This window comes from Furfurilactobacillus sp. W61-4 (assembly GCF_057545565.1).
Map to the genome: position 1 here is coordinate 76,599 of NZ_BAAJNZ010000006.1, position 24,433 is coordinate 101,031.

The 24,433-nt window shown below is 44.1% G+C and carries 28 protein-coding genes and 1 CRISPR repeat array; of the genes, 27 read left to right on the forward strand and 1 reads right to left on the reverse strand.

What is annotated here, in order from left to right:
- Positions 1-12: 12 nt before the first annotated feature.
- From rpsH to AC27FN_RS08625, 27 genes are all read left to right on the forward strand, one after another.
- Entirely contained in the window at positions 13-411 is a 399-nt protein-coding gene (gene rpsH, locus AC27FN_RS08495) for a 30S ribosomal protein S8 (RefSeq protein ID WP_407884226.1), read from the forward strand.
- Between the two features lie 29 nt (positions 412-440).
- Positions 441-977, forward strand: coding sequence for a 50S ribosomal protein L6 (rplF, locus tag AC27FN_RS08500; protein WP_487167560.1), 537 nt, complete (start codon positions 441-443; stop codon positions 975-977).
- 82 nt (positions 978-1,059) lie between these two features.
- Positions 1,060-1,416: a 50S ribosomal protein L18 gene (rplR, locus tag AC27FN_RS08505; RefSeq protein ID WP_407884222.1), complete on the forward strand. Its 357-nt coding sequence runs from the start codon at positions 1,060-1,062 to the stop codon at positions 1,414-1,416.
- A gap of 18 nt (positions 1,417-1,434) precedes the next feature.
- Positions 1,435-1,935, forward strand: coding sequence for a 30S ribosomal protein S5 (gene rpsE / locus AC27FN_RS08510; RefSeq protein ID WP_487167561.1), 501 nt, complete (start codon positions 1,435-1,437; stop codon positions 1,933-1,935).
- Positions 1,936-1,949: 14 nt separating this feature from the next.
- Positions 1,950-2,135, forward strand: coding sequence for a 50S ribosomal protein L30 (rpmD, locus tag AC27FN_RS08515; RefSeq protein WP_407884218.1), 186 nt, complete (start codon positions 1,950-1,952; stop codon positions 2,133-2,135).
- Between the two features lie 32 nt (positions 2,136-2,167).
- The gene (rplO, locus tag AC27FN_RS08520) at positions 2,168-2,602 is read left to right on the forward strand and encodes a 50S ribosomal protein L15 (protein ID WP_487167562.1); all 435 of its coding nucleotides are present in this window, start codon (positions 2,168-2,170) and stop codon (positions 2,600-2,602) included.
- Positions 2,603-3,943 (forward strand): preprotein translocase subunit SecY, encoded by a 1,341-nt coding sequence (gene secY, locus AC27FN_RS08525; protein ID WP_487167563.1) that lies wholly within the window; start codon positions 2,603-2,605, stop codon positions 3,941-3,943.
- A gap of 2 nt (positions 3,944-3,945) precedes the next feature.
- Complete coding sequence (locus tag AC27FN_RS08530) at positions 3,946-4,614, forward strand: adenylate kinase (protein ID WP_487167564.1); 669 nt, start codon at positions 3,946-3,948, stop codon at positions 4,612-4,614.
- A 185-nt stretch (positions 4,615-4,799) separates the two neighbouring features.
- Complete coding sequence (gene infA, locus AC27FN_RS08535) at positions 4,800-5,015, forward strand: translation initiation factor IF-1 (protein ID WP_017262672.1); 216 nt, start codon at positions 4,800-4,802, stop codon at positions 5,013-5,015.
- Between the two features lie 30 nt (positions 5,016-5,045).
- Positions 5,046-5,165, forward strand: a complete 120-nt coding sequence (gene rpmJ / locus AC27FN_RS08540) for a 50S ribosomal protein L36 (RefSeq protein WP_081495882.1) — start codon at positions 5,046-5,048, stop codon at positions 5,163-5,165.
- A gap of 24 nt (positions 5,166-5,189) precedes the next feature.
- Positions 5,190-5,555 (forward strand): 30S ribosomal protein S13, encoded by a 366-nt coding sequence (gene rpsM / locus AC27FN_RS08545; protein WP_487167565.1) that lies wholly within the window; start codon positions 5,190-5,192, stop codon positions 5,553-5,555.
- Positions 5,556-5,587: 32 nt separating this feature from the next.
- Positions 5,588-5,977, forward strand: coding sequence for a 30S ribosomal protein S11 (rpsK, locus tag AC27FN_RS08550; RefSeq protein ID WP_407884208.1), 390 nt, complete (start codon positions 5,588-5,590; stop codon positions 5,975-5,977).
- Between the two features lie 77 nt (positions 5,978-6,054).
- Positions 6,055-6,999 carry a DNA-directed RNA polymerase subunit alpha gene (locus AC27FN_RS08555; RefSeq protein WP_407884206.1) on the forward strand — a complete coding sequence of 315 codons (945 nt, stop codon included), beginning with the start codon at positions 6,055-6,057 and terminating at the stop codon, positions 6,997-6,999.
- Positions 7,000-7,029: 30 nt separating this feature from the next.
- A complete protein-coding gene (gene rplQ, locus AC27FN_RS08560; protein ID WP_487167566.1) occupies positions 7,030-7,413 on the forward strand; it encodes a 50S ribosomal protein L17 in 384 nt (127 codons plus the stop codon).
- 273 nt (positions 7,414-7,686) lie between these two features.
- The gene (locus tag AC27FN_RS08565; protein WP_487167567.1) at positions 7,687-8,121 is read left to right on the forward strand and encodes a hypothetical protein; all 435 of its coding nucleotides are present in this window, start codon (positions 7,687-7,689) and stop codon (positions 8,119-8,121) included.
- Between the two features lie 86 nt (positions 8,122-8,207).
- A complete protein-coding gene (locus tag AC27FN_RS08570) occupies positions 8,208-9,047 on the forward strand; it encodes an energy-coupling factor ABC transporter ATP-binding protein (protein ID WP_487167568.1) in 840 nt (279 codons plus the stop codon).
- Positions 9,023-9,886: an energy-coupling factor ABC transporter ATP-binding protein gene (locus tag AC27FN_RS08575; protein WP_487167569.1), complete on the forward strand. Its 864-nt coding sequence runs from the start codon at positions 9,023-9,025 to the stop codon at positions 9,884-9,886. Before AC27FN_RS08570 ends, AC27FN_RS08575 begins: the two co-directional genes overlap by 25 nt.
- Positions 9,886-10,689 (forward strand): energy-coupling factor transporter transmembrane component T family protein, encoded by an 804-nt coding sequence (locus AC27FN_RS08580; protein ID WP_487167570.1) that lies wholly within the window; start codon positions 9,886-9,888, stop codon positions 10,687-10,689. The genes AC27FN_RS08575 and AC27FN_RS08580 overlap by 1 nt, the downstream gene beginning before the upstream one ends.
- A gap of 24 nt (positions 10,690-10,713) precedes the next feature.
- A complete protein-coding gene (gene truA / locus AC27FN_RS08585; RefSeq protein ID WP_487167571.1) occupies positions 10,714-11,490 on the forward strand; it encodes a tRNA pseudouridine(38-40) synthase TruA in 777 nt (258 codons plus the stop codon).
- Between the two features lie 128 nt (positions 11,491-11,618).
- Positions 11,619-12,062, forward strand: a complete 444-nt coding sequence (gene rplM, locus AC27FN_RS08590; RefSeq protein WP_407884192.1) for a 50S ribosomal protein L13 — start codon at positions 11,619-11,621, stop codon at positions 12,060-12,062.
- A gap of 13 nt (positions 12,063-12,075) precedes the next feature.
- Positions 12,076-12,468, forward strand: coding sequence for a 30S ribosomal protein S9 (gene rpsI, locus AC27FN_RS08595; protein ID WP_407884190.1), 393 nt, complete (start codon positions 12,076-12,078; stop codon positions 12,466-12,468).
- A gap of 155 nt (positions 12,469-12,623) precedes the next feature.
- Positions 12,624-16,853, forward strand: coding sequence for a type II CRISPR RNA-guided endonuclease Cas9 (gene cas9, locus AC27FN_RS08600; RefSeq protein WP_487167572.1), 4,230 nt, complete (start codon positions 12,624-12,626; stop codon positions 16,851-16,853).
- Positions 16,854-17,045: 192 nt separating this feature from the next.
- Entirely contained in the window at positions 17,046-17,915 is an 870-nt protein-coding gene (cas1, locus tag AC27FN_RS08605; RefSeq protein ID WP_487167573.1) for a type II CRISPR-associated endonuclease Cas1, read from the forward strand.
- Positions 17,912-18,232 (forward strand): CRISPR-associated endonuclease Cas2, encoded by a 321-nt coding sequence (cas2, locus tag AC27FN_RS08610; protein WP_487167574.1) that lies wholly within the window; start codon positions 17,912-17,914, stop codon positions 18,230-18,232. The genes cas1 and cas2 overlap by 4 nt, the downstream gene beginning before the upstream one ends.
- Positions 18,232-18,891 (forward strand): type II-A CRISPR-associated protein Csn2, encoded by a 660-nt coding sequence (gene csn2, locus AC27FN_RS08615; protein WP_487167575.1) that lies wholly within the window; start codon positions 18,232-18,234, stop codon positions 18,889-18,891. The genes cas2 and csn2 overlap by 1 nt, the downstream gene beginning before the upstream one ends.
- 36 nt (positions 18,892-18,927) lie before the next feature.
- Positions 18,928-20,481: direct repeats of the CRISPR family, unit length 36 nt; unit sequence GCTTCAGATGTATGTCAGATTAATGGGATAAAGAAC.
- 925 nt (positions 20,482-21,406) lie between these two features.
- Positions 21,407-22,543, forward strand: coding sequence for a YncE family protein (locus tag AC27FN_RS08620; protein WP_487167576.1), 1,137 nt, complete (start codon positions 21,407-21,409; stop codon positions 22,541-22,543).
- Positions 22,540-23,304 carry a hypothetical protein gene (locus AC27FN_RS08625; RefSeq protein WP_487167577.1) on the forward strand — a complete coding sequence of 255 codons (765 nt, stop codon included), beginning with the start codon at positions 22,540-22,542 and terminating at the stop codon, positions 23,302-23,304. The genes AC27FN_RS08620 and AC27FN_RS08625 overlap by 4 nt, the downstream gene beginning before the upstream one ends.
- Positions 23,305-23,384: 80 nt before the next feature.
- On the opposite strand, the gene AC27FN_RS08630 is transcribed toward AC27FN_RS08625, so the two are convergent.
- Positions 23,385-24,338 carry an NAD(P)-dependent oxidoreductase gene (locus AC27FN_RS08630; RefSeq protein ID WP_487167578.1) on the reverse strand — a complete coding sequence of 318 codons (954 nt, stop codon included), beginning with the start codon at positions 24,336-24,338 and terminating at the stop codon, positions 23,385-23,387.
- Positions 24,339-24,433: the final 95 nt, after the last annotated feature.

Genomic DNA, 24,433 nt, shown 5'->3' on the forward strand with positions numbered 1-24,433 from the left:
AGGCAAATATCGATGTCTATGACAGACCCGATTGCAGACTTTCTGACACGGATTCGTAACGCGAACATGGTTCGTCACGATTCAGTTGAAGTGCCTGCGTCAAAGATTAAGCGTGACATTGCCGAAATCTTGAAGAACGAAGGTTTCGTACGCGATGTTGAATACATCGACGATGATAAGCAAGGTATTATCCGTGTCTTTCTCAAATACGGTAAGGATGGCGAACGTGTCATTTCCGGTTTGAAGCGGATCTCTAAGCCTGGTTTACGTTCATACGTGAAGGCTGATTCAGTGCCAAAGGTTTTAAATGGCCTTGGTATTGCGATCATTTCCACGTCTGAAGGTGTGATCACTGATAAAGATGCTCGTCAAAAAGACGTCGGCGGCGAAGTGCTCGCTTACGTTTGGTAATCACTAAATAAGGATTGGAGGTGTAAATCGTGAGTCGTATTGGTTATAAAGTTGTAACTTTACCCGCTGGGGTTGAAGTTAAACAAAACGGCAATGATGTGACTGTTAAAGGCCCTAAGGGTGAACTAACACGGACATTTGCTGACATTATTACTATGAAAGTTGACGGGACGGAAGTTTCATTCACACGTCCTAGCGACGATAGCAAAGTGAAAGCTATTCATGGGACGGCCCGTGCCAACTTCGCCAACATGGTTGAAGGGGTTACTGATGGTTTCAAGAAGACGCTGAAGCTAGTTGGGGTTGGTTACCGTGCACAATTGCAAGGTAAGAAGCTCATCATGAACGTTGGTTACTCAAACCCCGTTGAATTTGACGGTCGTGAGGGTGTCAGTGTTGAAGTTCCCGACAACACAACGGTTATTCTGTCCGGAATCTCTAAGCAACAAGTCGGTGACTATGCTGCTGAGATTCGTGGTATTCGTCCACCTGAGCCGTACAAAGGCAAAGGGATTCGTTACGAAGGCGAACAGGTTCGTCGTAAGGAAGGTAAGACAGGTAAGTAAGCAGATCAGCTTATTCATTTGTTTTGGCTTAAGGTGTCGCAGTGCACAGATTCACTGCGAATAAAATATGAGGTGAATTGTTGTGATTTCTAAACCAGATAAAAACAAAACACGCCAACGTCGTCATGCACGTGTGCGTGGTAAGATTTCTGGTACTGCGCAGCGCCCACGCTTGAACGTTTTTCGTTCTAATTCAAACATCTACGCGCAAGTAATTGATGACGTAGCGGGTGTGACGCTGGCAAGTGCCTCAACGTTGGATAAAGACGTTAAGGGAACCACAAAGACGGAAAAAGCAGCTTCCGTTGGCGAATTGGTTGCCAAACGCGCCAACGACAAGAAGGTCACAGATGTGGTCTTCGATCGTGGCGGTTACTTATATCATGGTCGGGTAGAAGCATTGGCTGAAGCCGCTCGTGAAAACGGACTTAAATTCTAGAGAAGGAGGAATTAACCAATGGCTTTTATCGACCCAAGCAAGTTAGATTTAGAAGATAACGTCGTTTCAATCAACCGGATTACTAAGGTTGTTAAGGGTGGTCGTCGTCTTCGATTCGCTGCCTTAGTCGTTGTGGGAGACCACAATGGTCACGTTGGTTTTGGTACTGGTAAAGCGCAAGAAGTACCAGAAGCGATTCGTAAAGCAGTCGAAGCAGCTCACAAGAACTTAGTTGAAGTGCCAGTTGTTGGCTCGACATTGCCTCATGAAGTACTGGGTGTTTACTCAGGTTCTAAAGTGATGTTGAAGCCAGCCGTTGAAGGTTCTGGGGTTGCCGCTGGTGGCGCCGTTCGTGCCGTTATGGAATTAGCCGGTGTTGCCGATGTTACAAGTAAGTCTCTTGGTGAAAGCACACCTGTTAACGTTGTGCGTGCCACCTTTGAAGGACTTAAGGACTTAAAGCGGGCTGAAGATGTCGCTGCATTACGTGGCGTTTCTGTCGAACATTTAGCTGAATAAGGAGGACGTAACTCATGGCTAATCAAGTCAAGATTACTTTAGTGAAAAGTGCCGTTCACCAGAAGCCAAAAGTTCGTAACGTTGCGTATGGCTTAGGCCTTGGACGAGTTAACAGTTCTGTTATTCGGCCAAACAACGACGCGACTCGCGGCGCTATCATGAAGATTGCGCACTTGGTCACTGTTGAAGAAGTTAAGTAAATTCAATTTACGTGTAAGGAGGTGCCAACGAAATGAAGTTGAACGAATTACAACCAAACGAAGGTTCACGTAGTAAGCGGATGCGTCGCGGTCGCGGCGTGTCTGCCGGCAACGGTAAAACTTCCGGCCGTGGTCAAAAAGGCCAAAAGGCGCGTAGTAAGACGCGTGTCGGGTTTGAAGGGGGCCAAATGCCACTGTACCGTCGGATTCCTAAACGTGGTTTTACCAACATTAACCGCAAGGAATTCGCGATTGTGAACTTAGCTTCATTAAACCGTTTTGATGATGGTGCTGACATTACGCCAGCAGCGCTCGTTGAAGCAGGTTTGGTGAAAAACGAAAAGAGTGGCGTTAAGATTCTTGGCAACGGTGCCGTTGAAAAGAAACTTACGGTTCACGCTAACAAATTCTCAAACGCAGCAGTTGCTGCAATTGAAGCAGCCGGCGGTAAGACTGAGGTGATCTAGTTGATCTCTACGATTTCGAACGCTTTCAAGACACGTGAAATCAGAAATAAGATCTTCTTCACTTTGTTTGTTTTAATCGTCTATCGGTTAGGTTGTTACATTACCGTTCCCGGGGTTAATGCACGTGCTTTACAAGCAGTCGCAAGCTCCGGGCTTGTTAATGTACTGAATATCTTTTCCGGTGGTGGGTTAACGAACTATTCGCTGTTCGCCATGGGGGTTTCCCCATTCGTGACGGCACAAATTGTGGTTCAATTGCTCCAAATGGATATTGTGCCGCGATTTGTTGAATGGAGCAAACAAGGGGATGTAGGTCGGCGTAAGTTAAATCAAGCGACTCGTTATTTAACGATTGCTTTGGCTTTCGTCCAGTCAATTGGGATTACGGCGGGATTTAACGCCCTTAGTCCCATGCACTTAGTGAAAACGCCAAATCCACAAACGTTTATTATGATCGGGATTTTATTAACCGGTGGAACGATGTTTGCGACTTGGTTGGGTGATATGATTACCCAACGTGGTTTAGGAAATGGTGTTTCAATGCTGATTTTTGCCGGGATTATTGCGCGTACGCCCGTTGGAATTCAACAACTTTGGCGTGAAAACATTACCTCAGTTGCTAAAAGCCAGTTATGGCGTGGTGCGTTGTTCTTAGCTGCCATTGCGGTTCTCGTAATTATCATCATTGTTTTTGTTACGTGGGTCCAACAGGCTGAACGACGGATTCCAATTCAGTACACGCGACGTGCAACTTCGGCTGGTTCCGGCAGTTATTTGCCTTTAAAGGTGAATGTTGCCGGGGTGATTCCCGTAATCTTTGCCAGTTCCTTAATTTCGACACCACAAACGATTTTACTGGCGTTCCAGAAGAATCATGGTGCTGATGACTGGTATCAGATCATGTCCAAGATTTTTAATATGCAAACCACTCAGGGGGCAATCCTATACACGGTGTTAATCGTGCTGTTCACATTTTTCTATGCTTTTGTTCAGGTTAACCCTGAAAAATTGGCGGAAAACTTGCAGAAACAAGGTGGCTACATTCCGAGTGTTTGGCCTGGACATGATACACAAGATTACATTTCACATTTGCTAATGCGATTAAGTACGGTCGGATCGTTGTTCCTTGGCTTGGTTGCGTTAATCCCATTGTTAGCTAGTGATATTTGGGGATTAGATGAATCAATCGGGTTAGGTGGAACGTCACTATTGATCGTGGTTGGTGTTGCAATTGATATGATTCGTCAACTTGATGGTCTGATGATGAAGCGCCAATATGTTGGTTTCATTCAGGATGATCAGTTGGCCAGCCACGAGGCAACGGAAGAACAGGAGGATTAATCATGGCACTCAACTTGATTCTGATGGGCTTGCCAGGTGCCGGTAAAGGGACTCAAGCTCAAAAGATCGACGATGAATATCAAGTTCCGCACATTTCGACGGGGGATATTTTTCGGGAAGCGATGGCGAACGAGACTGAAATGGGTTTAGCTGCCAAAGCTTACATTGATAAAGGTGAATTGGTTCCAGATGAGGTCACGAACGGTATTGTTCGTGAACGTTTGAGTCAACCAGATGTCTTGAAAAACGGATTCATGTTGGATGGTTATCCACGAAATCTTGATCAAGCGGCTGCGTTAGACCAAATGCTGGCCGACTCGAAGCGTCACCTTGATGCCGTGATTAACATCGACGTTGATCCTGCAGTGTTAGTTGATCGTTTATCTGCTCGGTTTATCTGCCGAGTTTGTGGCGCAACTTATAATCGAATCAGTAATCCACCAAAGGTTGAAGGAACTTGTGATGTTTGTGGATCGCATGACTTCTATCAGCGTGACGATGATAAACCTGAAACGGTTAAAAACCGATTGGCTGTCAATATTAAGATGAACACGCCGTTAGTTGATTATTACCAAGGTCAGGGTGTCTTACACACGATCAATGGCCAACGTAAAATCGACGATGTTTTCGAGGACGTCTCCACTGTCTTGCAGTCTGTCAGTGAATCGTAAATTTTGGGGTTGACAAGTTCGAACCCAGTATTTGCAGGACCCTTAAGAATGTGATAAAATCTCTTGGTATGGTTTGCGCAGAGTGGTGCGCCAAGGGGGTGGAAACGACTGTTTTCGCCGTTTTTCCGTCGTTTTTGCCACCGTATCGTAAGAATTAAAGTTCATTTAAGGGGAGGGAATTCTGTTTGGCAAGTGACGTAATTGAAATCGAAGGCACTGTTAAAGAAACATTGCCTAATGCGATGTTTAAAGTAGAACTTGAGAACGGTCATGAAATCTTGGCTCACGTGTCAGGTAAGATTCGGATGCATTATATTCGAATTTTGCCTGGTGACAAGGTCACTGTTGAAATGTCACCGTACGATTTGACAAAGGGTCGGATTACTTACCGTTTCAAGTAATCGTCGCCTCATAATTATGGAGGAAAAATCATGAAAGTAAGACCATCAGTAAAGCCTATGTGTGAACACTGCCGTGTGATTAAACGTAACGGTCGTGTGATGGTGATTTGTTCAGCAAATCCAAAGCACAAGCAACGTCAAGGTAAATAATTCAGAAAAAAGGAGGTAATTGTTATGGCTCGTATTGCAGGTGTTGACCTTCCACGGGACAAGCGAATCGTGATTGGTTTAACTTACATTTTCGGAATCGGTAATTCATCAGCGCAAAAGATTTTGGCTGATGCTGGTGTTAGCGAAGATATTCGAGTTCGGGACTTAGCGCCTGAAGACGAAGATAAAATTCGTGCAATTGTTGACAACTATAAGGTTGAAGGGGATCTTCGCCGGGAAGTCAGCTTGAACATCAAGAACTTACAAGAAATTGGTTCATACCGAGGCATGCGGCACCGTCGTGGTTTACCAGTGCGTGGACAACACACGAAGAACAACGCGCGGACTCGCAAAGGCCCAGCTAAAGCAATTGCTGGCAAGAAGAAGTAATTCATTTCAAATAAAGGAGGTTAGCATTTCTTATGGCAGGTAGAAAAACATCACGTAAGCGTCGTGTCAAAAAGAACGTTGAATCAGGTGTTGCACACATTCACTCAACGTTTAACAACACGTTAGTTATGGTTACCGATGTGCAAGGGAACGCTGTAGCATGGTCTTCAGCTGGTGCCCTTGGCTTTAAAGGTAGTCGTAAGTCAACGCCATTCGCTGCTCAAATGGCTGCTGAAGCCGCTGCAAAAGGGGCAATGGAACATGGAATGAAGACGGTTGAAGTTGCTGTTAAGGGACCAGGTTCTGGTCGTGAAGCCGCTATTCGTGCTTTACAATCAACTGGTCTTGAAGTGACTTCAATCCGTGATGTGACTCCAGTTCCACATAACGGATCTCGTCCTCCAAAGCGTCGTCGTGTTTAATTGATGACATCACTTTGTTGGAGTGATGAACGTTCATTGATTAAATCAGACGAGTTTTGAAAGGGGTAAACAAAAGAATGATCGAATTTGAAAAGCCAAACATTCACAAGATCGATGAAAGTGATAACTATGGGAAGTTCGTTGTTGAACCACTAGAACGTGGCTATGGAACGACCCTGGGTAACTCGCTACGACGAATTCTACTTTCATCATTGCCTGGTGCGGCTGTCACTAGTATTCAAATTGATGGTGTACTTCACGAGTTCTCCACTGTTGAAGGTGTTGTGGAAGATGTTACACAGATCATTTTGAACATGAAGAAAGTTTCTTTGAAAATGGCGACCGATGAAGAAAAGGGCATGGACATTGATGTCAAGGGTCCTGCGACTGTCACAGCAGGTGACATTCAAACGGATGCTGATGTTGAAGTGATGAACCCGGATCTTTACATCTGCACAGTAGCAGACGGTGCCACTTTCCATATGCACTTAACTGCTAACAAGGGCCGTGGTTATGTTTCAGCTGATGAAAATAAAACTCGTCAGGATGATATGCCAATTGGCGTGTTACCAATCGATTCCATTTATACCCCAATCGAACGTGTAAACTACCAAGTTGAAAATACTCGTGTTGGTCAGCGTGACGACTATGACAAATTAACTTTGGATGTGTGGACTGATAGTTCCATTTCACCAAGTGAGGCCATTAGTTTAGCTGCCAAGATCTTAACAGAACACCTTGCGATGTTTGTCGATTTAACCGATACAGCAAAGAACGCTGAAATTATGGTTGAAAAAGAAGAGACACACAAGGAAAAGATGCTCGAAATGACCATCGAAGAGTTAGATCTGTCTGTACGTTCATACAACTGTTTGAAGCGTGCTGGAATTAACACAGTTCAAGAGTTAACTGATCGGACAGAGGCTGACATGATGAAGGTTCGTAACCTTGGTCGTAAGTCACTTGAAGAAGTTAAGGCAAAATTAGCTGGCCTTGGTCTTTCTTTGAAACAAGAAGACTAGTCAGACTTATTGATAGAAGGAGGGTTCAGCATGAGCTACCGCAAATTAGGGCGTACCAGTTCTCAACGTAAAGCTTTGTTGCGCGATTTAACGACTAGTTTGATCGTTAACGGTCGCATTGAAACGACTGAAGCACGCGCCAAAGAAGTTCGTAAAACTGCCGACCAAATGATTACCTGGGGTAAGCAAGGCGACTTGCACGCACGTCATGAAGCTGCTAGCTTTGTCCGCGGCGTGATCGCTGATGTTAAAGAAGACGGTGACAATGTTAAGGCACAGAGTGCTTTGCAGAAGTTATTCGATGAATTAGCACCACGGTTTGCCGAACGTAATGGTGGTTATACACGGATGTACAAGACCATGCCGCGTCGTGGTGATGCAGCACAAATGGTCATCTTGGAATTCGTTGACTAATCATTAACGACAGTGTGAATAGCTGTCCTAAGTTGATCGACGGGTCACCTTAGTATTTGAATATTCAAAATAATCACTAGTGCCAATGGTATAAAGCGTTATGATGATGGCGATCGCGTTCGCCCAGTCTAGCTTGAATGAGCTGATGCTCGCGCCGTGGTACTAAGTGATTTTTTTGTATCCAAAATGAGTGGTCATTGGCGACAGCGCTTGCATGGTGGCCGGCTTTTCGCTAAAATAGTGCGGTATTAAGCGTTTCATAATGAGGTGGCAATGGTGCAGAGACGTCGGGCAAAATTGATTACAGGGTTGGTTGTGTTCGTCTTGGCCGGCCTAGCATTGGGCGCAACTGCGATTACGACAATTAACGCCGAACGCGAACATGCTGCTTATGAATCAAGGCTTCGGCAGCTAAGTGAAAAGGCAGCTAAGGTCTTACCGAAAGAAGCGTTTAAACCCGGTCACTATTCATTACATGAGACGCACTACGTTAATGGCTATCGTGTGACTGCTTACGCAATGGTCGATGCTCACGGACATCTGGATTATTTGGAATTCGACCAGCTGGACGCGTTTGGTCTCTTTAATCCCACGACAAGTGCTAGTGTAGAGTTATGGAATCAGCAACTGCTCAATAACCCGAATGTTAATGATTTAAAGCGACTTGGGGCGGATCCAGCATTTTTTCATTGTATCAAAAGTATATGACGCAATTAATTCATGCGGCACATACGGGTGAGGTCTTTAAAATTACGATACATAATCAGGCGAGCACGAAGAAATGAGGACTTACTGTGGCAGACATTATTAAGGTTGAACAATTAACCTACCGTTATTTGCAAGCAGATCAGTTAGCGCTAGATCATGTTTCTTTTTCTGTTGCCGCCGGAGAATGGGTCGCAATCGTTGGTCACAATGGTAGTGGCAAGAGTACGTTGGTGCGCGCGATAGATGGCTTGATCGACTATGAAGAAGGGTCAATCACGGTTGCTGGTACCGAGTTGAATCCGGAGTCGGTATGGTTAGTCCGCGAACACATTGGGATGGTGTTTCAGAACCCGGACAATCAGTTTGTCGGCGCTACCGTTGCTGACGATGTTGCTTTCGGTTTGGAAAACGCGAGTGTGCCCCGAACGGAGATGCAAGAGCGTGTTAAGGCGGCACTTAGCGAAGTCGATATGCTGGATTTTGCTGATCGGGAACCGAGTCGATTATCCGGTGGGCAAAAACAACGAGTTGCGTTAGCTGGGATTATTGCGATGAATCCTAGCATTATCGTACTAGACGAAGCAACTAGCATGTTAGATCCTCATGGCCGCCAAACCGTATTAGCCGTCTTAACCAAGTTGCGCAAGGCGGGACAGGCGCCGACCATTATTTCAATTACCCATGATTTAGCGGAAGCGGCGCAAGCTCAGCGCCTGTTAGTTATGGATGATGGCAAATTGATTACCCAAGGTACGCCAGCGGCGATTTTTAGTAATGATGAATTGCTGCAGGCGACAGGGTTAGACGAACCTTTTACAACAAAGTTAAGCCGGGCATTAGCACAGCGACAGTTGGCTAATCCAACCGGTTATTTGACGGATGATGAAATGGAGGAATGGTTATGGCAATCTCATTCGACCATGTAGACTTTACTTACCAGCAAAACTCTCCATTTGAGGCAGTAGGGCTGTCAGACATCTCATTTCAGATTCCGGATGAATCGTTCACGGCGATCATTGGACATACGGGGAGCGGCAAAAGTACGCTGGTGCAACATTTAAATGGTTTGTTAAAGCCAACTAGTGGGACGGTGACCGTCGATGAGTTTACCTTGACAAATGCGACCACTAATCGAAATTTAAAAACGTTGCACCAACATGTGGGCATGGTTTTTCAATTCCCCGAGAATCAATTGTTTGATCAAACGGTGGCTAGAGATATTGCGTTTGGGCCACTGAATTTCGGTTATTCCGAGGCGGAGGCGACTGAACTTGCTCACCAAGCTGCCCATGATGTTGGCTTAAGTGGTGATTTATTGGCGCGGTCGCCATTTGAATTATCCGGTGGTCAGATGCGCCGGGTTGCGATTGCTGGCGTATTAGCGAGCCGGCCGCGTATATTGGTGCTAGATGAGCCAACGGCCGGACTGGATCCTCGTGGTCGCCAAGAGATGATGCAGATGTTTGCACGATTAAAGGCCGAACAACACCTGACGATTATGTTGGTAACGCATCAGATGGATGATGTGGCTGACTATGCAGATCATGCGCTGGTGATGGCGCATAGTCAGTTGGTTAAATTTGGGACGCCGACTGATATTTTTAGCGATCAGCAGTGGGTTACTGAACATGAATTGGAGTTACCCACGGCAGCCAAATTTGCACAGCGTTTAGCTAATCGAGGTTTTCGATTTGATTCATTGCCATTGACGGACGCCGACTTGGCTAACGCTTTGATCGGTCAATTACCGAGGGGGGACGCATAATGTTAGAGCAACTTACATTAGGGCGTTATATTCCCGGACAATCTTGGCTTCATCGGCTAGACCCACGTGCCAAATTACTATTAGCCTTGTATTTAATCATTATGGCGTTTTTAACAACGACGTGGGCGACCTATGTACTGCTCTTCGCGTTTGTCGGTGGGTTGATCTGGTTAACGGGACTTAGTTTAAGCTACTTTATTCGCGGTATTGGCCCATTGATTTGGCTGATTGTTTTTACCGCATTATTGCAATTATTATTTACCCCGGGGGGGCATGTTTATTGGCACTGGGGCGTTTTGATGATTACCCAGACCGGGATCGAACTGTCTACCGCAGTCTTCTTACGTTTTCTCCTAATTATTACTGTTGCCACGGTGCTCACATTAACCACCGCACCATTGGCGATTGCGGATGGTGTTGAGTCGATGTTACGTCCGTTACGGGTGGTGCATTTTCCCGTTGCGCAAACTGCGCTGATGTTGTCGGTAGCTCTGCGATTTGTGCCAACGTTGCTTGACGAGGCGCAAACGATCATGAACGCCCAGCGGGCCCGTGGTGTCGAATTTAACAATGGCGGTTTGATTAAACGTCTCCGGGCCATTGTTCCTTTACTTATTCCACTCTTCGTTGGCGCGATTGGTCGAGCAGATGACTTAGCGACGGCCATGGAGGCGCGTGGTTATCAAGGTAGTGAGCACCGTACCCGCTATCGGGTGATTCATTGGCACGGCTTAGATACAGGTGCTGTGATCGTTGTTATCGTTGTGAACATTGCGCTCGTCTTCTTACGGCATTTGGGTTAATTGAAAGGAGAGTCAACTAACTTCATGTCACAACGTTATAAAGTCGTGATTGAGTATGACGGTACCAATTTTGCCGGCTTCCAAGTGCAGCCAAATCAGCGCACAGTGGAAGCTGTTTTAGTGGACGTCGTGAATCGGATTGCGAAAAATCCGCAACCAGCAATTGCTGTCTTTGGTTCAGGACGGACAGACGCGGGAGTTCATGCGCATGGTCAAGTGGTTCATTTCGATCTACCTAAACCGATTCCGGCAGCTAATTTACGCTTGGCTTTGAACAGTATGTTTCCCCTGGATATGAGCGTGAAGACAGTGACCGAGGTGGATGATGATTTTCATGCACGGTTTTCAACTCATGGTAAACGGTATCGATATATTGTTTCTACCACGCCCTTTGTTGATCCTTTTAAACGAAATTATACGGGACACTATAAGTATCCACTTGATGTGGAGAGAATTCGGCAAGCGCTACCTGATTTGATTGGTGAACACGATTTTACCAGTTTCGTTGCTTCTGGCAGCCAGGCTAAATCAAACGTCCGCACAATTTACGATATTCAAGTTGCTAATCGACCAGTTGATCATGAAGTGATTTTTGATTTTTATGGAAATGGATTTTTGTACAATCAGGTGCGGATCATGGTAGCCACGTTGTTGGAAATCGGTAATGGGCGACGAGCAGTCGATTCACTGCCAGCTCTACTAGCTGCCAAAGACCGTGAACTAGCTCGGGAAACGGCCCCGGCAAGTGGCTTGTATTTAGAAGAGGTTGTTTATCCGAGCAATCCGGACGAAAACAAGTGATGTAACTGATTTGTCATTGACAGGGCGGGGTCTGAACAGTACACTGTTACTTGGTATTGGTTGCCCCACGATAAGCCCCGGAAAGTTTTATCGAGTGTCAAACAGACAAGAAATTGGAGGAAAATACCGTGCGTACAACTTATTTAGCAAAACCAGGTGAAGTAGACCGTAAATGGTATGTGGTTGATGCCACAGACGTTCCTTTAGGACGTTTAAGTTCAGTCGTTGCTTCAATCTTACGTGGCAAGAACAAGCCAACGTTTACCCCTAATGTGGATACGGGTGACTTTGTGATCGTTCTTAACGCCGGCAAGGTTGGTTTAACGGGTCGGAAGGCATCAGACAAGATGTACTACCACCACTCGAATCACCCAGGCGGTTTGAAGTCACGCACTGCAGGTAACTTACGTGAACAAAACCCAGTTCGGTTAATTGAAACTTCCGTTAAGGGTATGTTGCCAGCAGGAACGCTTGGTCACAAACAACTGCTCAAGCTTCACGTCTATGCAGGTGACCAACATGATCAAGCTGCACAACAACCTGAAGTTTTAGACATCACGAAATTAATCTAAGGGGGAAATCACATTGGCTACTGTTCAATACGCCGGCACTGGTCGTCGGAAAAACTCAGTTGCGCGGGTTCGTTTAGTACCCGGCACTGGTAAAATCACAATGAACGATAAAGATATTACTGAATACATTCCATTCGCTAACTTGCGTGAAGTGGTGTTACAACCATTCACTGCTACGGAAACGACTGGTAATTATGATGTTTTAGTTAACGTCAATGGTGGTGGCTTCTCCGGTCAAGCCGGTGCCACTCGCCATGGGATCGCCCGTGCATTGTTGACGGTTGATCCTGACTTCCGTGCGCCATTAAAGTCAGCTGGGTTATTAACTCGTGACGCCCGCATGAAAGAACGTAAAAAGCCAGGTCTCAAGAAGGCCCGTAAGGCTTCACAATTCTCAAAGCGTTAATCTTTGGATTATCGATTGGGCAGGCACATCTCCGTATTGGGGATGTGTTTTTTTGTTTTTTTCGCCAGGTGAGCATACTAAACCATTTGCTACTTGTGGAAAGCGTTAACATTGCGTAATATTTTAAACAGATCAATAGGTGAGGGGTTAAAATTATGAGCAATCACGGTGGATATTCAGTTGGTTTAGATATTGGTACTGGTTCAGTGGGGTGGGCTGCAATCGATGATCACTATCGGTTAAAGCGAGCAAAAGGGAATCATTTAATTGGCGTCCGGTTATTTGATTCAGCGGATACAGCTGAAGAAAGAAGAGGCTTTCGATCTACGCGACGGCGCCTGTCACGACGGCGCTGGCGGTTGAAGTTGCTCCGAGATATGTTTGCACCAGAATTAGCCAAAGTCGATGAAAACTTCTTAGAACGATCAAAATATTCTTGGGTTCATCCTGCTGACGAACTTAATCCCCAGGTCAATGAAGAGGCTGGGGTGGCCAATGGGGCCTTGTTCGGATCAACGGTGGCGGATTCAGCCTTTCATCATGCTTACCCAACGATTTATCACTTGCGCCAGACGTTAATGCAGGATACCAAGCAACATGATCTGCGCGAAATCTATTTAGCCATTCATCACGCAGTTAAATATCGTGGTCATTTTCTACGCGAGGGTGAAATCTCAGCAGCAGATTCGTTTGACGTCGAAAATCTTGTTCAACTTTTAACGACCTTTGTTGAACAGATGATGCCAGACTTTTCGATTACGTTTGATGCCAATAAATTATCGGCAACTTTGACCAATGATAAACTTGGTAATTCGGGGCGAGTTGATCAAGCACTTGCTGACATGAAATTTAGTGGTGACGCTAAACTGGCCAAGCGCTGCTTTAAGTCCATTTTTAGCGGTTTGGTTGGCAACCAAATTGATTTAACAATCGTCTTTAACCTGCAAGGTTTAACAACTGAGGATAAGAAATCTTATAGGTTCAAGTTTAGTGACGGTGACATTGACGCTAAATTAGCTACGGTAGACGGTTTGTTAGAACCAGAACAATATGAATTTGTTCTAGCTTTGCAGCGGGCCTTCAATGGGTTGACCTTAAAGATGCTGCTCGGTGATGCAAAGACCATTTCAGCTGCGATGGTCAAGCGATATGATGATCACCATCAACAACGTGAAGCACTAAAGGGACTGCGCAAGCAAGATCGCGCCACCTTCGATCAGAATTATCAATTATGGTTAGCTGCCGACTCTGATGACAAGTTAACAGCACCGAAAGCATTCTTTACTAAGCTAATTGAAGACTCGAATTTACCGCAAAAAGCTGATTACTTACAGAAAATTGAAGACGGACAATTTTTACCACGCCAACGGACGAAGGAGAATGGCTCAATTCCACATCAACTACATCTGAATGAAGTGCGTCAGATTATTGAACATCAAAAACAGTATTATCCATTCTTGGCTGAAACGTACACGCAAGCAGACCGAACGGATACGAAGATTGCGGGACTGATCAATTTTAGGGTGCCCTACTATGTTGGACCGCTTGTCAGCAAGCTTCAAAGTGATGCCCAGTTTGCTGGTGAAGAAAAGAATCACTGGCTGATTAAAAAGAAAGATGCCACGATCACACCATGGAACCTGTCAGATGTTGTGGATACTGATGCGACAGAAAATGCGTTTATCGATCGATTGATCGGTACGGATACTTACTTGATTGGGGAACCAACATTACCGGCCAATTCAGTGACTTATCAGACCTTTACCGTCCTGCAGGAATTAAATAATATTCGTTTAGAGGTTACTGAAGATAATCGTGAGCGACGCTCGCATCGATTGGATGTTCAACTGAAACAAGCAATTTTCAATCAACTGTTTAGACGACAGAAAAATGTGAATGCTAAGAATGTCGAAACCTTTATCACGGAAAATACCGGTCAGTCTGTCAAAGTTGTCGGATTAAGTCAAAAGACCAAATTTAGTAATAGTTTGAGTGCTTATTTAGACTTGAAGCAGGTATTAGGCGATCAAATAACTGAATTAAGTAATGATCAGTTAGACGAAATCATTAAATTACAGACCGTTTTTGAAGATAAGGTTGCCTTAAAACGACAATTGAGTTTATTGAGTTATTTATCAGCCGAACACGTCACTGCGTTAGCTAAAAAGCATTACACCGGTTGGGGGCGTTTATCTAAGAAGCTATTGACCAGTCATATTGTTAACCACGTCGACAGAATTAATAATCGCACGTTTGATGACGATCAAGGGGCGAAAACCTTACTTGATGTGTTTTATCAAACTGACCTAAATTTCATGGAAGTGGTTGGTAATGTGGATGACCGTTTCGGTGTAGCTGCTTGGATTAAAGCGCAAAATGAAGCACCGGAAGCGGCCCATAACGTGTACGATGAAATTCAAGAGCTACCCGGCGATAAGAAGACCAAACGTGGGATTGCGCAATCATTTCGAATTTTGGATGACCTTGTGCGGGCTACCGGGCAACAACCAGATAAAATTTATTTGGAGTTTGCGCGTGAGACCCAGGCCAGCCAACAAACGCGCCCTCGTGCTCGGCAATTAAGCGAGTTGTACAGTGGCGACAAGGCGCTAAAGACTTGGTTTGATGAAATTAGTGCCGAGTATAAGGACAATAATGCCTTACAAAGGACTCGGCTATACCTTTATTTCCTGCAGCAAGGAAAAGATATGTATCGACCGGATCATGTGCTAGATATCGACCATTTGTCTGATTACGATATCGACCATATCGTGCCACAAGCCTTTACGAAGCGAAATTCATTGGACAACATGGTGCTTGTGGATCGAACGACGAACCGAACGAAGTCGGACGCTGGGACGGTGCCGACAGAGATTCGCCGGGCGATGCGTCCATTTTGGAATCGATTGTTAGCTACCGGATTCATGAGTCAACAAAAATTTGATGCCTTAACACGGGACCAAATTGGCGAAATGCAAAGAGAGCGTTTCATCGCCCGTTCATTAGTGGAGACGCGTCAAATCATCAAAAATGTCGCTACTTTAATTGGCACCCATTTCAAAGAGACTCAAGTCGTCGCACTACCGGCTTCTCTAACTAGCGACATGCGCCGCTACGTAGACTTGCGTAAGAATCGGGATCTCAATGATTATCACCATGCGCATGATGCGTTAATGATCGCAACGGTCGGCAAGTATATCGATCGTAAAGGATTCTTTGATCAAGGCCGTCTGAGTGATCAGATGGGGAATTACTACAACAAGTACACGAAAGAACGAATTAAAGCAGCTCGAGATCACGTGCAAGCACAAAATAAGTTTAAATTTGAATTGACAGATCAAGAGGCGACCGCTCAACGTGAAGAGGAACGCATCAACCCATTTAGCTTTGTTGTTGGGTCCATGGCTGCAGCGACACGGGGTCACAAGCTGGTGGCTTCTACTAATGTTGAAACGGGAGAAATTGTTTGGGACGAAGATAATTTCAAGTATTTGGTGGATGGTCCGCTGAAGTATAAGAAGATGTTGGTGACATTGAAGACAAGGGATGATTCGGGAGCTTTTTATGACCAAATGATCATCGGTGCAAAAAACGCTGGGAGAAAGCATGCTCAAGAGCCTTTGAAGAAAGATAGAGACATCAGCTTGTATGGTGGATACAACAATGTGAACAATGCTTACTCAGCCATCATTTATGGTAAAAAGGGCTATCAAATGGTTTCCATACCAAGAATTATAGAGAAAGATTGGCGGAAAATGACTGATAGAGCCATAAAATGGTTAAAAGAAAATTATCAGGATGCAGAAGTCGTTTTGAGTCACGTTCCGTATGAACAATTAGCGTTGATCAGTAACACTTCTGATCCTGAAGATCAAAATCTTAAATTTGCAAAAGTGACGATCGCTTCTGGTAAAGAGTTACACAATGCTGAGCAAATAATTGTATCCGCAAAGACAAACCAAATTTTAAGTGTCATGAACCGTAACACAGATGACTTTTCAGATTCAGATTTATCTAAAGCTTTTGATGAATTGGTTGATATTTTATCCAATAGATTTTCTTACTCAGTTCACGTGAGAATTGCTCAAGAGTTAAAGACTAATAAGTCTATGTTTGATGAAATGCCAAGGTTGGCAAAAGTGAATGTGTTATCGGCAATTTTGGGATTTATGCACGCTAATAAGAGGAGGTTAGGAGCCTTAAAGTCCATTGGTGGTAAGGCTAATGGAAAGACCTATGGTATAGCAAACAAAACTTCTGCTGGTCAATTGACTTGGAGTGGGCGTTTACAACCACACGATATTCTGATCTTCCAATCACCAACAGGTTTATACGAAAAACGAATTACAATTGAACGGTTAGCAAAACAAGCTGGCATAAAGTAAAAGCAACCCCCGCTAGTAGGTAGCGGGGGTTGCTTTTATATGTAAGTGGCCATACGGCCCTTTATAAAAAGTGGTGAGCTCAGCCGAAGCTTTGCTTTACTTCAATTCTGTATGTCAGATTAATAGGCGGGAGACCCATTAAATGTGGTCTGACGTTGACCACAAATATATTATAGCAAAGGTTGATGAAAAATGGCATGGCGAAATGTATTAATTACCCAACATTCGAAATTATCCTACAAAATGAATCATCTGGTTGTTAAAACTGAAACAGATGTTCATCAAATCCCTTTAGATGACATACAGTGTCTAATTATTGGGACGACACGGGCGGTTATCACCAGTTATGCGGTGATGATGCTGCTTCGGCATGATGTTAAGATTGTGTTTACTGATGACAAGTCATCACCAATTGGTGAAATCGACGGTTATTATAATAATCATCAGCGTAATTCACGACTAAAGAAGCAAATGATGTGGAAAGAGGATCATCGCCAAAAATTATGGCAACAGGTCATCAGAAATAAAATGAAAAACCAGCAGCAACTTCTGCAAGACTTGAGGCAAGATTGTGAGCAGTTTACTGAATTAATAGATGGCGTTGATGAAGGCGATACGACCAACCGAGAGGCGGTGGCGGCAAGATTATATTTTACACGCTTAATCGATACTGGTTTTACACGGCGAGATGAAGAGCAACCGGTTAATGCGATGCTCAATTATGGTTACTCAATTTTACTTTCTGCCTTTTCCAGAGAAATAAATGCTTTAGGATATTTGACCAATTTTGGTATTCATCACGATAGCACGGAGAACCAATATAACCTGGCAAGCGACTTGATGGAACCGTTGCGTCTCTTAGTCGATGAAGTGGTTCAACGGCATAAAGAGGAACCGCTGTCGTTGGATATCAAAGTTGAATTGATTAGCTTACTGTCCGACCCAATCAATTTCAATGGCCATGAGGCGTTAGTCGCGAGTGTTTGTACGGAAATGGTTCGTGATAGTGTTGGCTATCTTAACGATGAGGCCAGTTTGCCACATTGGGAGTTTGAGCTATGAGGTATCGAATTATGCGATTAATGGTGATGTTTGATTTACCGACTGAAACGGCGCAAGACCGTAAAAATTATCGACAGTTTCGAAAAGCACTTTTATCTGAAGGATTTATTATGATGCAAGAAAGTATTTATGTTCGCATTACTGTGAATAAAAAGGCCGCCGAGCTGCTGGAACAACGCGTTGCTCAAGTTGCACCAGCAGATGGCTTGATCCAAACATTGACGGTCACAGAGCGTCAATATGCGTCGATGAAGTTCATGGCAGGTACGCCGAATACTGAGATTGGTAATCAAGATTTAAAGGTGGTGGTTATTTAATGGATCAACTAACTTATTATCCGTTTGAGCCCATTAAGCTACAAGCAGGATTGAACTTTTTAACCATTACGAATGCGAATACGTTGTGGGAAATTACCAGCCATTTACGTGAATATGATGAAAAAATCGTCTGTAGTGATGCAGGCAAACAGCTGGTTTGTAATAAGGCGCTGATTTATTTTGGCAGCCTAAATGGGTCATTTGATATAAATACTTTTTTCAACCGTCAAGCCGTTAAGGTGCTGATTGATTGCTTGGATGAGGAAGAATTGCGAAATTTGTACGAATTGGATTGCCAAGAAAAGACACTTCTAACTCAAGTTATCTTTGAGAATAATTTGCCATTAAAGATTCAGGATACACGGGATTCAAAGACGGCAATTAAGGATCAATCAATCATGATTGATCTGCCCCAGACGCTATCACCGTATGATAAAATAGAGGCAGTGATAACGATTATGAATGAATTAAACGATCACCGACTCTTAGTATTAACTGACGTTTGTTTTTTCTTAACAACCGATCAGTTAACGGAACTGGCAGAGTATGCCGGTTCACTTGGTGTCAAAGTTTTATTCATTGAGAGGCAAGTTAATGATGTTGAAGCGTCTGATTACATTTGGAAAACGACTATTGACGAGGATTTCGTCCAATTTTAGCGCTGTGTACCTGACGAGTATACGAACGCGTGGTCTGCTTCAGATGTATGTCAGATTAATGGGATAAAGAACGTGAATTGTTTCGGTTGAATAGAGATATGCGCTTCAGATGTATGTCAGATTAATGGGATAAAGAACCAGTCTTTTCTAAATCTCGGGCGGAACGCGGCTTCAGATGTATGTCAGATTAATGGGATAAAGAACGTACATCAAAATACTTTCCGTCCCACACTCGCTTCAGATGTATGTCAGATTAATGGGATAAAGAACCGTCATTACGTTTCCCCGCAAGAAGTTCTAGCTTCAGATGTATGTCAGATTAATGGGATAAAGAACTGGATGATCTGACTGACGAGCGTGACGACTGCTTCAGATGTATGTCAGATTAATGGGATAAAGAACTTCTTAAATGAAGCCGTGCCTGGTAATAGGGCTTCAGATGTATGTCAGATTAATGGGATAAAGAACAAAGGAAAACGAGCAACGAGACACTGTGATGCTTCAGATGTATGTCAGATTAATGGGATAAAGAACAAATGGTCGTCGTGCCATCAGCGTTATCAAGCTTCAGATGTATGTCAGATTAATGGGATAAAGAACCGTTGTGTAGGTTCCTAAGTCAAACTGACCGCTTCAGATGTATGTCAGATTAATGGGATAAAGAACTTGTTCTCCTAAATGATGTTATTAAACGTCGCTTCAGATGTATGTCAGATTAATGGGATAAAGAACACCTTTGTTTACCGTGTCGTCCTTGATTGAGCTTCAGATGTATGTCAGATTAATGGGATAAAGAACGTTAATTGAAGATTATCTACAATTGTGGCTGCTTCAGATGTATGTCAGATTAATGGGATAAAGAACTAGTTACGTCCAAACATGCCCGTCTGTGAAGCTTCAGATGTATGTCAGATTAATGGGATAAAGAACTCAGGAATCAAACTATCAAGCGCAATATAAGCTTCAGATGTATGTCAGATTAATGGGATAAAGAACGAAGTACCTAAGTGATGTCTACGAGCCGACGCTTCAGATGTATGTCAGATTAATGGGATAAAGAACCGGCAATTCGAGATTTAATCATGAAGCGATGCTTCAGATGTATGTCAGATTAATGGGATAAAGAACTCCAATTTGTGAACGACTTGAAGCGTTTGAGCTTCAGATGTATGTCAGATTAATGGGATAAAGAACAGCGCGTTTTATTCGCACAAAAGCTTATTAGCTTCAGATGTATGTCAGATTAATGGGATGAAGAACGTGGACAGACTCCACTTTTATTCACTCAATGCTTCAGATGTATGTCAGATTAATGGGATGAAGAACTGAGAAAGACAAGTTAGAGCGGCAATACTCGCTTCAGATGTATGTCAGATTAATGGGATGAAGAACGCGCTAGCGGCAACACTGGCGGCACTAGCTGCTTCAGATGTATGTCAGATTAATGGAATGAAGAACGGAACGATTGCATAACATCGCCAGCGTTTAGCTTCAGATGTATGTCAGATTAATGGAATGAAGAACAAATAATACGGCGGCCGACCCGCAGTTTATGCTTCAGATGTATGTCAGATTAATGGGATGAAGAACTAGTGGTTTATCAACCGAAGCGGGTCAAGTGCTTCAGAAGTATGTCAGATTAATGGAGATGAAGACCCTTTGCTCGGCCAACGTCAAGGTGAACATTATATTCAGCTTTTAGGTCAATACGATATTGCAACAGCTACGCATAGCAGGGATGAAGGTCGAGATTTTGATGTAAGCTCAATCATTGAGCGAATGTAACATATTCTAGATGTTTATCTGTGCAGCAGGATGATGATTGATTTTAAAACACAATCAAGCAATCATATTACGTCGTGTTTAAAAAGTTCCAACTCAGATCGAATATAATCGCTGTAAGGAATGGCTAAATTGGACAAGAAACTAGTTGATAACGGGAGCGTTCAATGACTGAAATTGTTAAAATGCCAACTGACGATTTTGATTTTTTAAATGATTTAGTTCCGGAAATATTGAATTACGCTAATTCTATTTTTAAGCAGAATTCTGATACAATCCTAACATTTTAAGAAGCTCGTTATGAAGAATTTAGAAATGATTATGAATTCGCGATTATCCATTTTGGGATGACACCAAGTCCAGTGTATGACATAACGCCAGTTGGTGAACGATTGGAACATATCTTAGATAGATACTTGCAGTTTAGCAAGAATATATAGGTCATTCGGTGAAAGTGTGATTAAATGAGCAGCCTTTTTTGCTAATTTGCAGATCATGGCTAGTTTAATATGACCTTTAAAAAGCCAGACTTATAGCTAATTTAGCTGGTCAAACCCGTTAAGGTACACTGGCTGATGAGCCTGAAAATTAGTGACGAAACTGTAGCGAGGGTCACATTTGCCGACGATCAGGCTATCAGCTATAAACCTTGTTTTTTTTGCAAGCACCATTAATCGCCCCTACCTAAAAAGATCGGTATCCTATTTTCATGACACGATCAAGGGGGAATTGGATGAGCAACAACCATCACATGAAAGGACAGTTGGCCGCAATTGCTGGTTTATTACTACTTAGTATCGCGGCGTGGACCATTTGGGGACCATTGCGACCACCGAAGGCTGTAACGAAGGCGGCTAACGCCCAGATGCGCAGTCGTTTTAGTCTGGCAAACTTGCGACAAGATTTGGGACGATATCCTGGATTGGTTCGTGCGTCCTTGGATGCATACCCAGGCCAAAATGACGAAGGGACATACTTAGTCCCTGGGTTAACCGAACAGGAAACCTTGAAACCGGTAGGGCATAAGTTTGTGCCGATACGGAGTCAATTTATGACGCCGCAGGGGGTGACAGTCACACCCAAGTATGTGATCACGACTGCCTATGATCACACAGATCAGGGAAATTCGGTACTGAACGTCTTAGATCGCCAGAATGGGAAATTCGTTAAACGAGTGATTCTGCAAGGGCGCCCCCACGTTGGTGGCATTACCTATCAACCAGATGCCAAGGTGCTGTGGGTTTGTGGGGCAAAAGGCGGGCGAGCTCAGTTATTTTCAATCAAACTAGCTACCATCGATCGGTATAACGCTAAGACTAATCGCCCAATTGCATATCAACACTCCGCTCTATTGCCAACTATCCAACGAGCTTCACTGGTGGCCTATCAAAATGGTTATTTATGGGTTGGCTTCTTCAGCCCATTTGGTAATAGTACCGTACAACGTTTCAACGTTCGTGATGTGGAAACTAACTCTCATACTCTAAAAAGCCGATTTAAAGCTCAAGGGCTGTTCGATGGTGTGTTCCAACGCTTAACATCGCAAGAAACAATCGGTAAAATCCAAGGATTGAGTTTCTATAAAAATAACGTGTACTTATCACAGTCTTTTGGTCCTGAGGATTCTTGGTTGTATATTTACCACAAAAATTTACACCGCCAGCGGTTCACAGCTGATCAAGCAGTTGCTAGAGTCAGAATGCCTGCCCATTTAGAACAGATTACAATTCAAGGAGATCGCCTGTATGCGATTTTTGAATCTGGTGCCCGCGCTTATTCGGTGCATGAAAACACCCGCATTGGCCGCGTTGTCTCCTTTGATGTGCGAAAGTTGCCACCGTATACGATGAAAGGGGATGATGAGCGATGAAAGTAAAGACGAATCAAAATAATTTAATTGAATTGCCAATTAGATCAGTCATGCTTGCCTTGTCGTGGGGGCTCACGATCGTCATTTGTTACTTGACCTTATTCAACACGAATAATAATATTGCTCGACTCATGAGCCCATCGCTAGTTCATCTAAGTTCGCTCGGCCTGTGGACCGGCTGGTTGTTGGCGCTCATCAGGGTTGGCTTATCAATCGGAATTTTATGGTTGATGGATCATTTGATTTTGCGTCCATTTCAATGGCGAAGCGTGACCCGCCGGCCACAGTGGCGGGCCAGTTTAAGTGCAATAGGCGATCTAGTTGTAGGAGGACTCTTGTGGCTGCCATTATATTTATTGACGTACACTTTTTTGCGGGATATCTTAGCTGAAGATCTAGCGGGTTTAATTTACCCTGACAAACTCTGGTCCACGTTGATTATTTCAATTCTCCTTGATGTAGCGGATATGGTGGTGTTACTCAGCTTTGCCAGTATCTTTTGGCTGGTGATCAACCAGGGCATCCAGCGCCTTATCGTGGGACATCCCTTTGGCCAACGAGTATTGACAACCTTAGTGGTCATGCTGATTTTAATCGCCATAACGTTGTACTTCATTCCCAGCCAGACGCTTCAACTAATTCCGATTATTATTGGTCTGTTTCATTTTCAAAAGTATCGTAACTTTTGGCTACTTTTACTGGTTGGTGTGGGGCTTGACGTATTGATTTCGGTAATGACGATGTTGCCTTTACTCGTATAAGTTGAAATAACGAAAAATCCCATCAGTTTGCCGGAATACACCGGAAGCCAATGGGATTTTATTTTGTGTGAATTAAATGATCAATAACCAGCGCTTAAGTCGACTTCGTTACGAACGAGTGAACCATCCTTAACAAACGACTGTAAATTCTCTTGTAGAATTGGGAACAGACGTTGGTCCAGATGATCCATAATGCCGGAAATATGGGGCGTGAGTAAAATATGATCATTGGTCCACAATGGCGAGTCCTTAGGCAATGGCTCTTGGTCAGTCACGTCCAGAGCCGCATAGTTTAATCGGCCACTCGCTAAAGCAGCTTCTAAATCAGCATTGACCACCGCACTGCCGCGACCAACATTAATGAATAGCAGCTTATTTTCTAACTGATCAAAGAATTTTTGGTTAAAGTAGCCATTCGTTTCTTTGGTTCCAGGCATGATGTTGATGATAATGTCAGCCTTGGCAATTCCCTCAGCGGGATCACTGAAGGCATAGGTTTGATCAAAGTGATTAGCGGCATGGCCAGTAGTGTTGACGCCTTCGACATGGACACCCATGTCTTTCAACAACCGAGCTGTCTCGACGGCAATATGACCGGTCCCAAAAATGAGGACGCTGACTTCATCGGCGACGAGCTGATGGTCAGCCGACTGTTGCCACAATCGTTGTGGTCGGCGCTGCTCAGCGGTCCACAGGCCACGGGTAAAGTAAAAGATATAGCCGAGAATCGATTGAGCAATGGCCGCAGCATGAATGCCACTGGCATTAGTGACCAGCACATGCTGTTGGGCAAACTGATCAAGGGGTAAGTAGTCGACCCCTGCCGAAAAAGTTTGCACCCATTTTAACTGACTGTGAGCCGCATTGGCGACTTGTTGACCCATTTGCGGATCCCAACCATAAATGATGGTAATGTCCGCTGGATTAACGGTGCCGGCTTTAATTTCAGTGGGGGTGATCACTTTGACGCCCAGACCATTAACCGAGGTTACTTGCGCGTCGGTGAGCGGAAATAGAGCTAATAGTTGTTCCATCGTTAAGCACTTCCTTTAAGTTAGAATACAAGTTCATTATGGTCGTTTTGACAGCCAGACGCAAAGAAAAAGGCGTTAAAAAGGCTTGCTAGCAG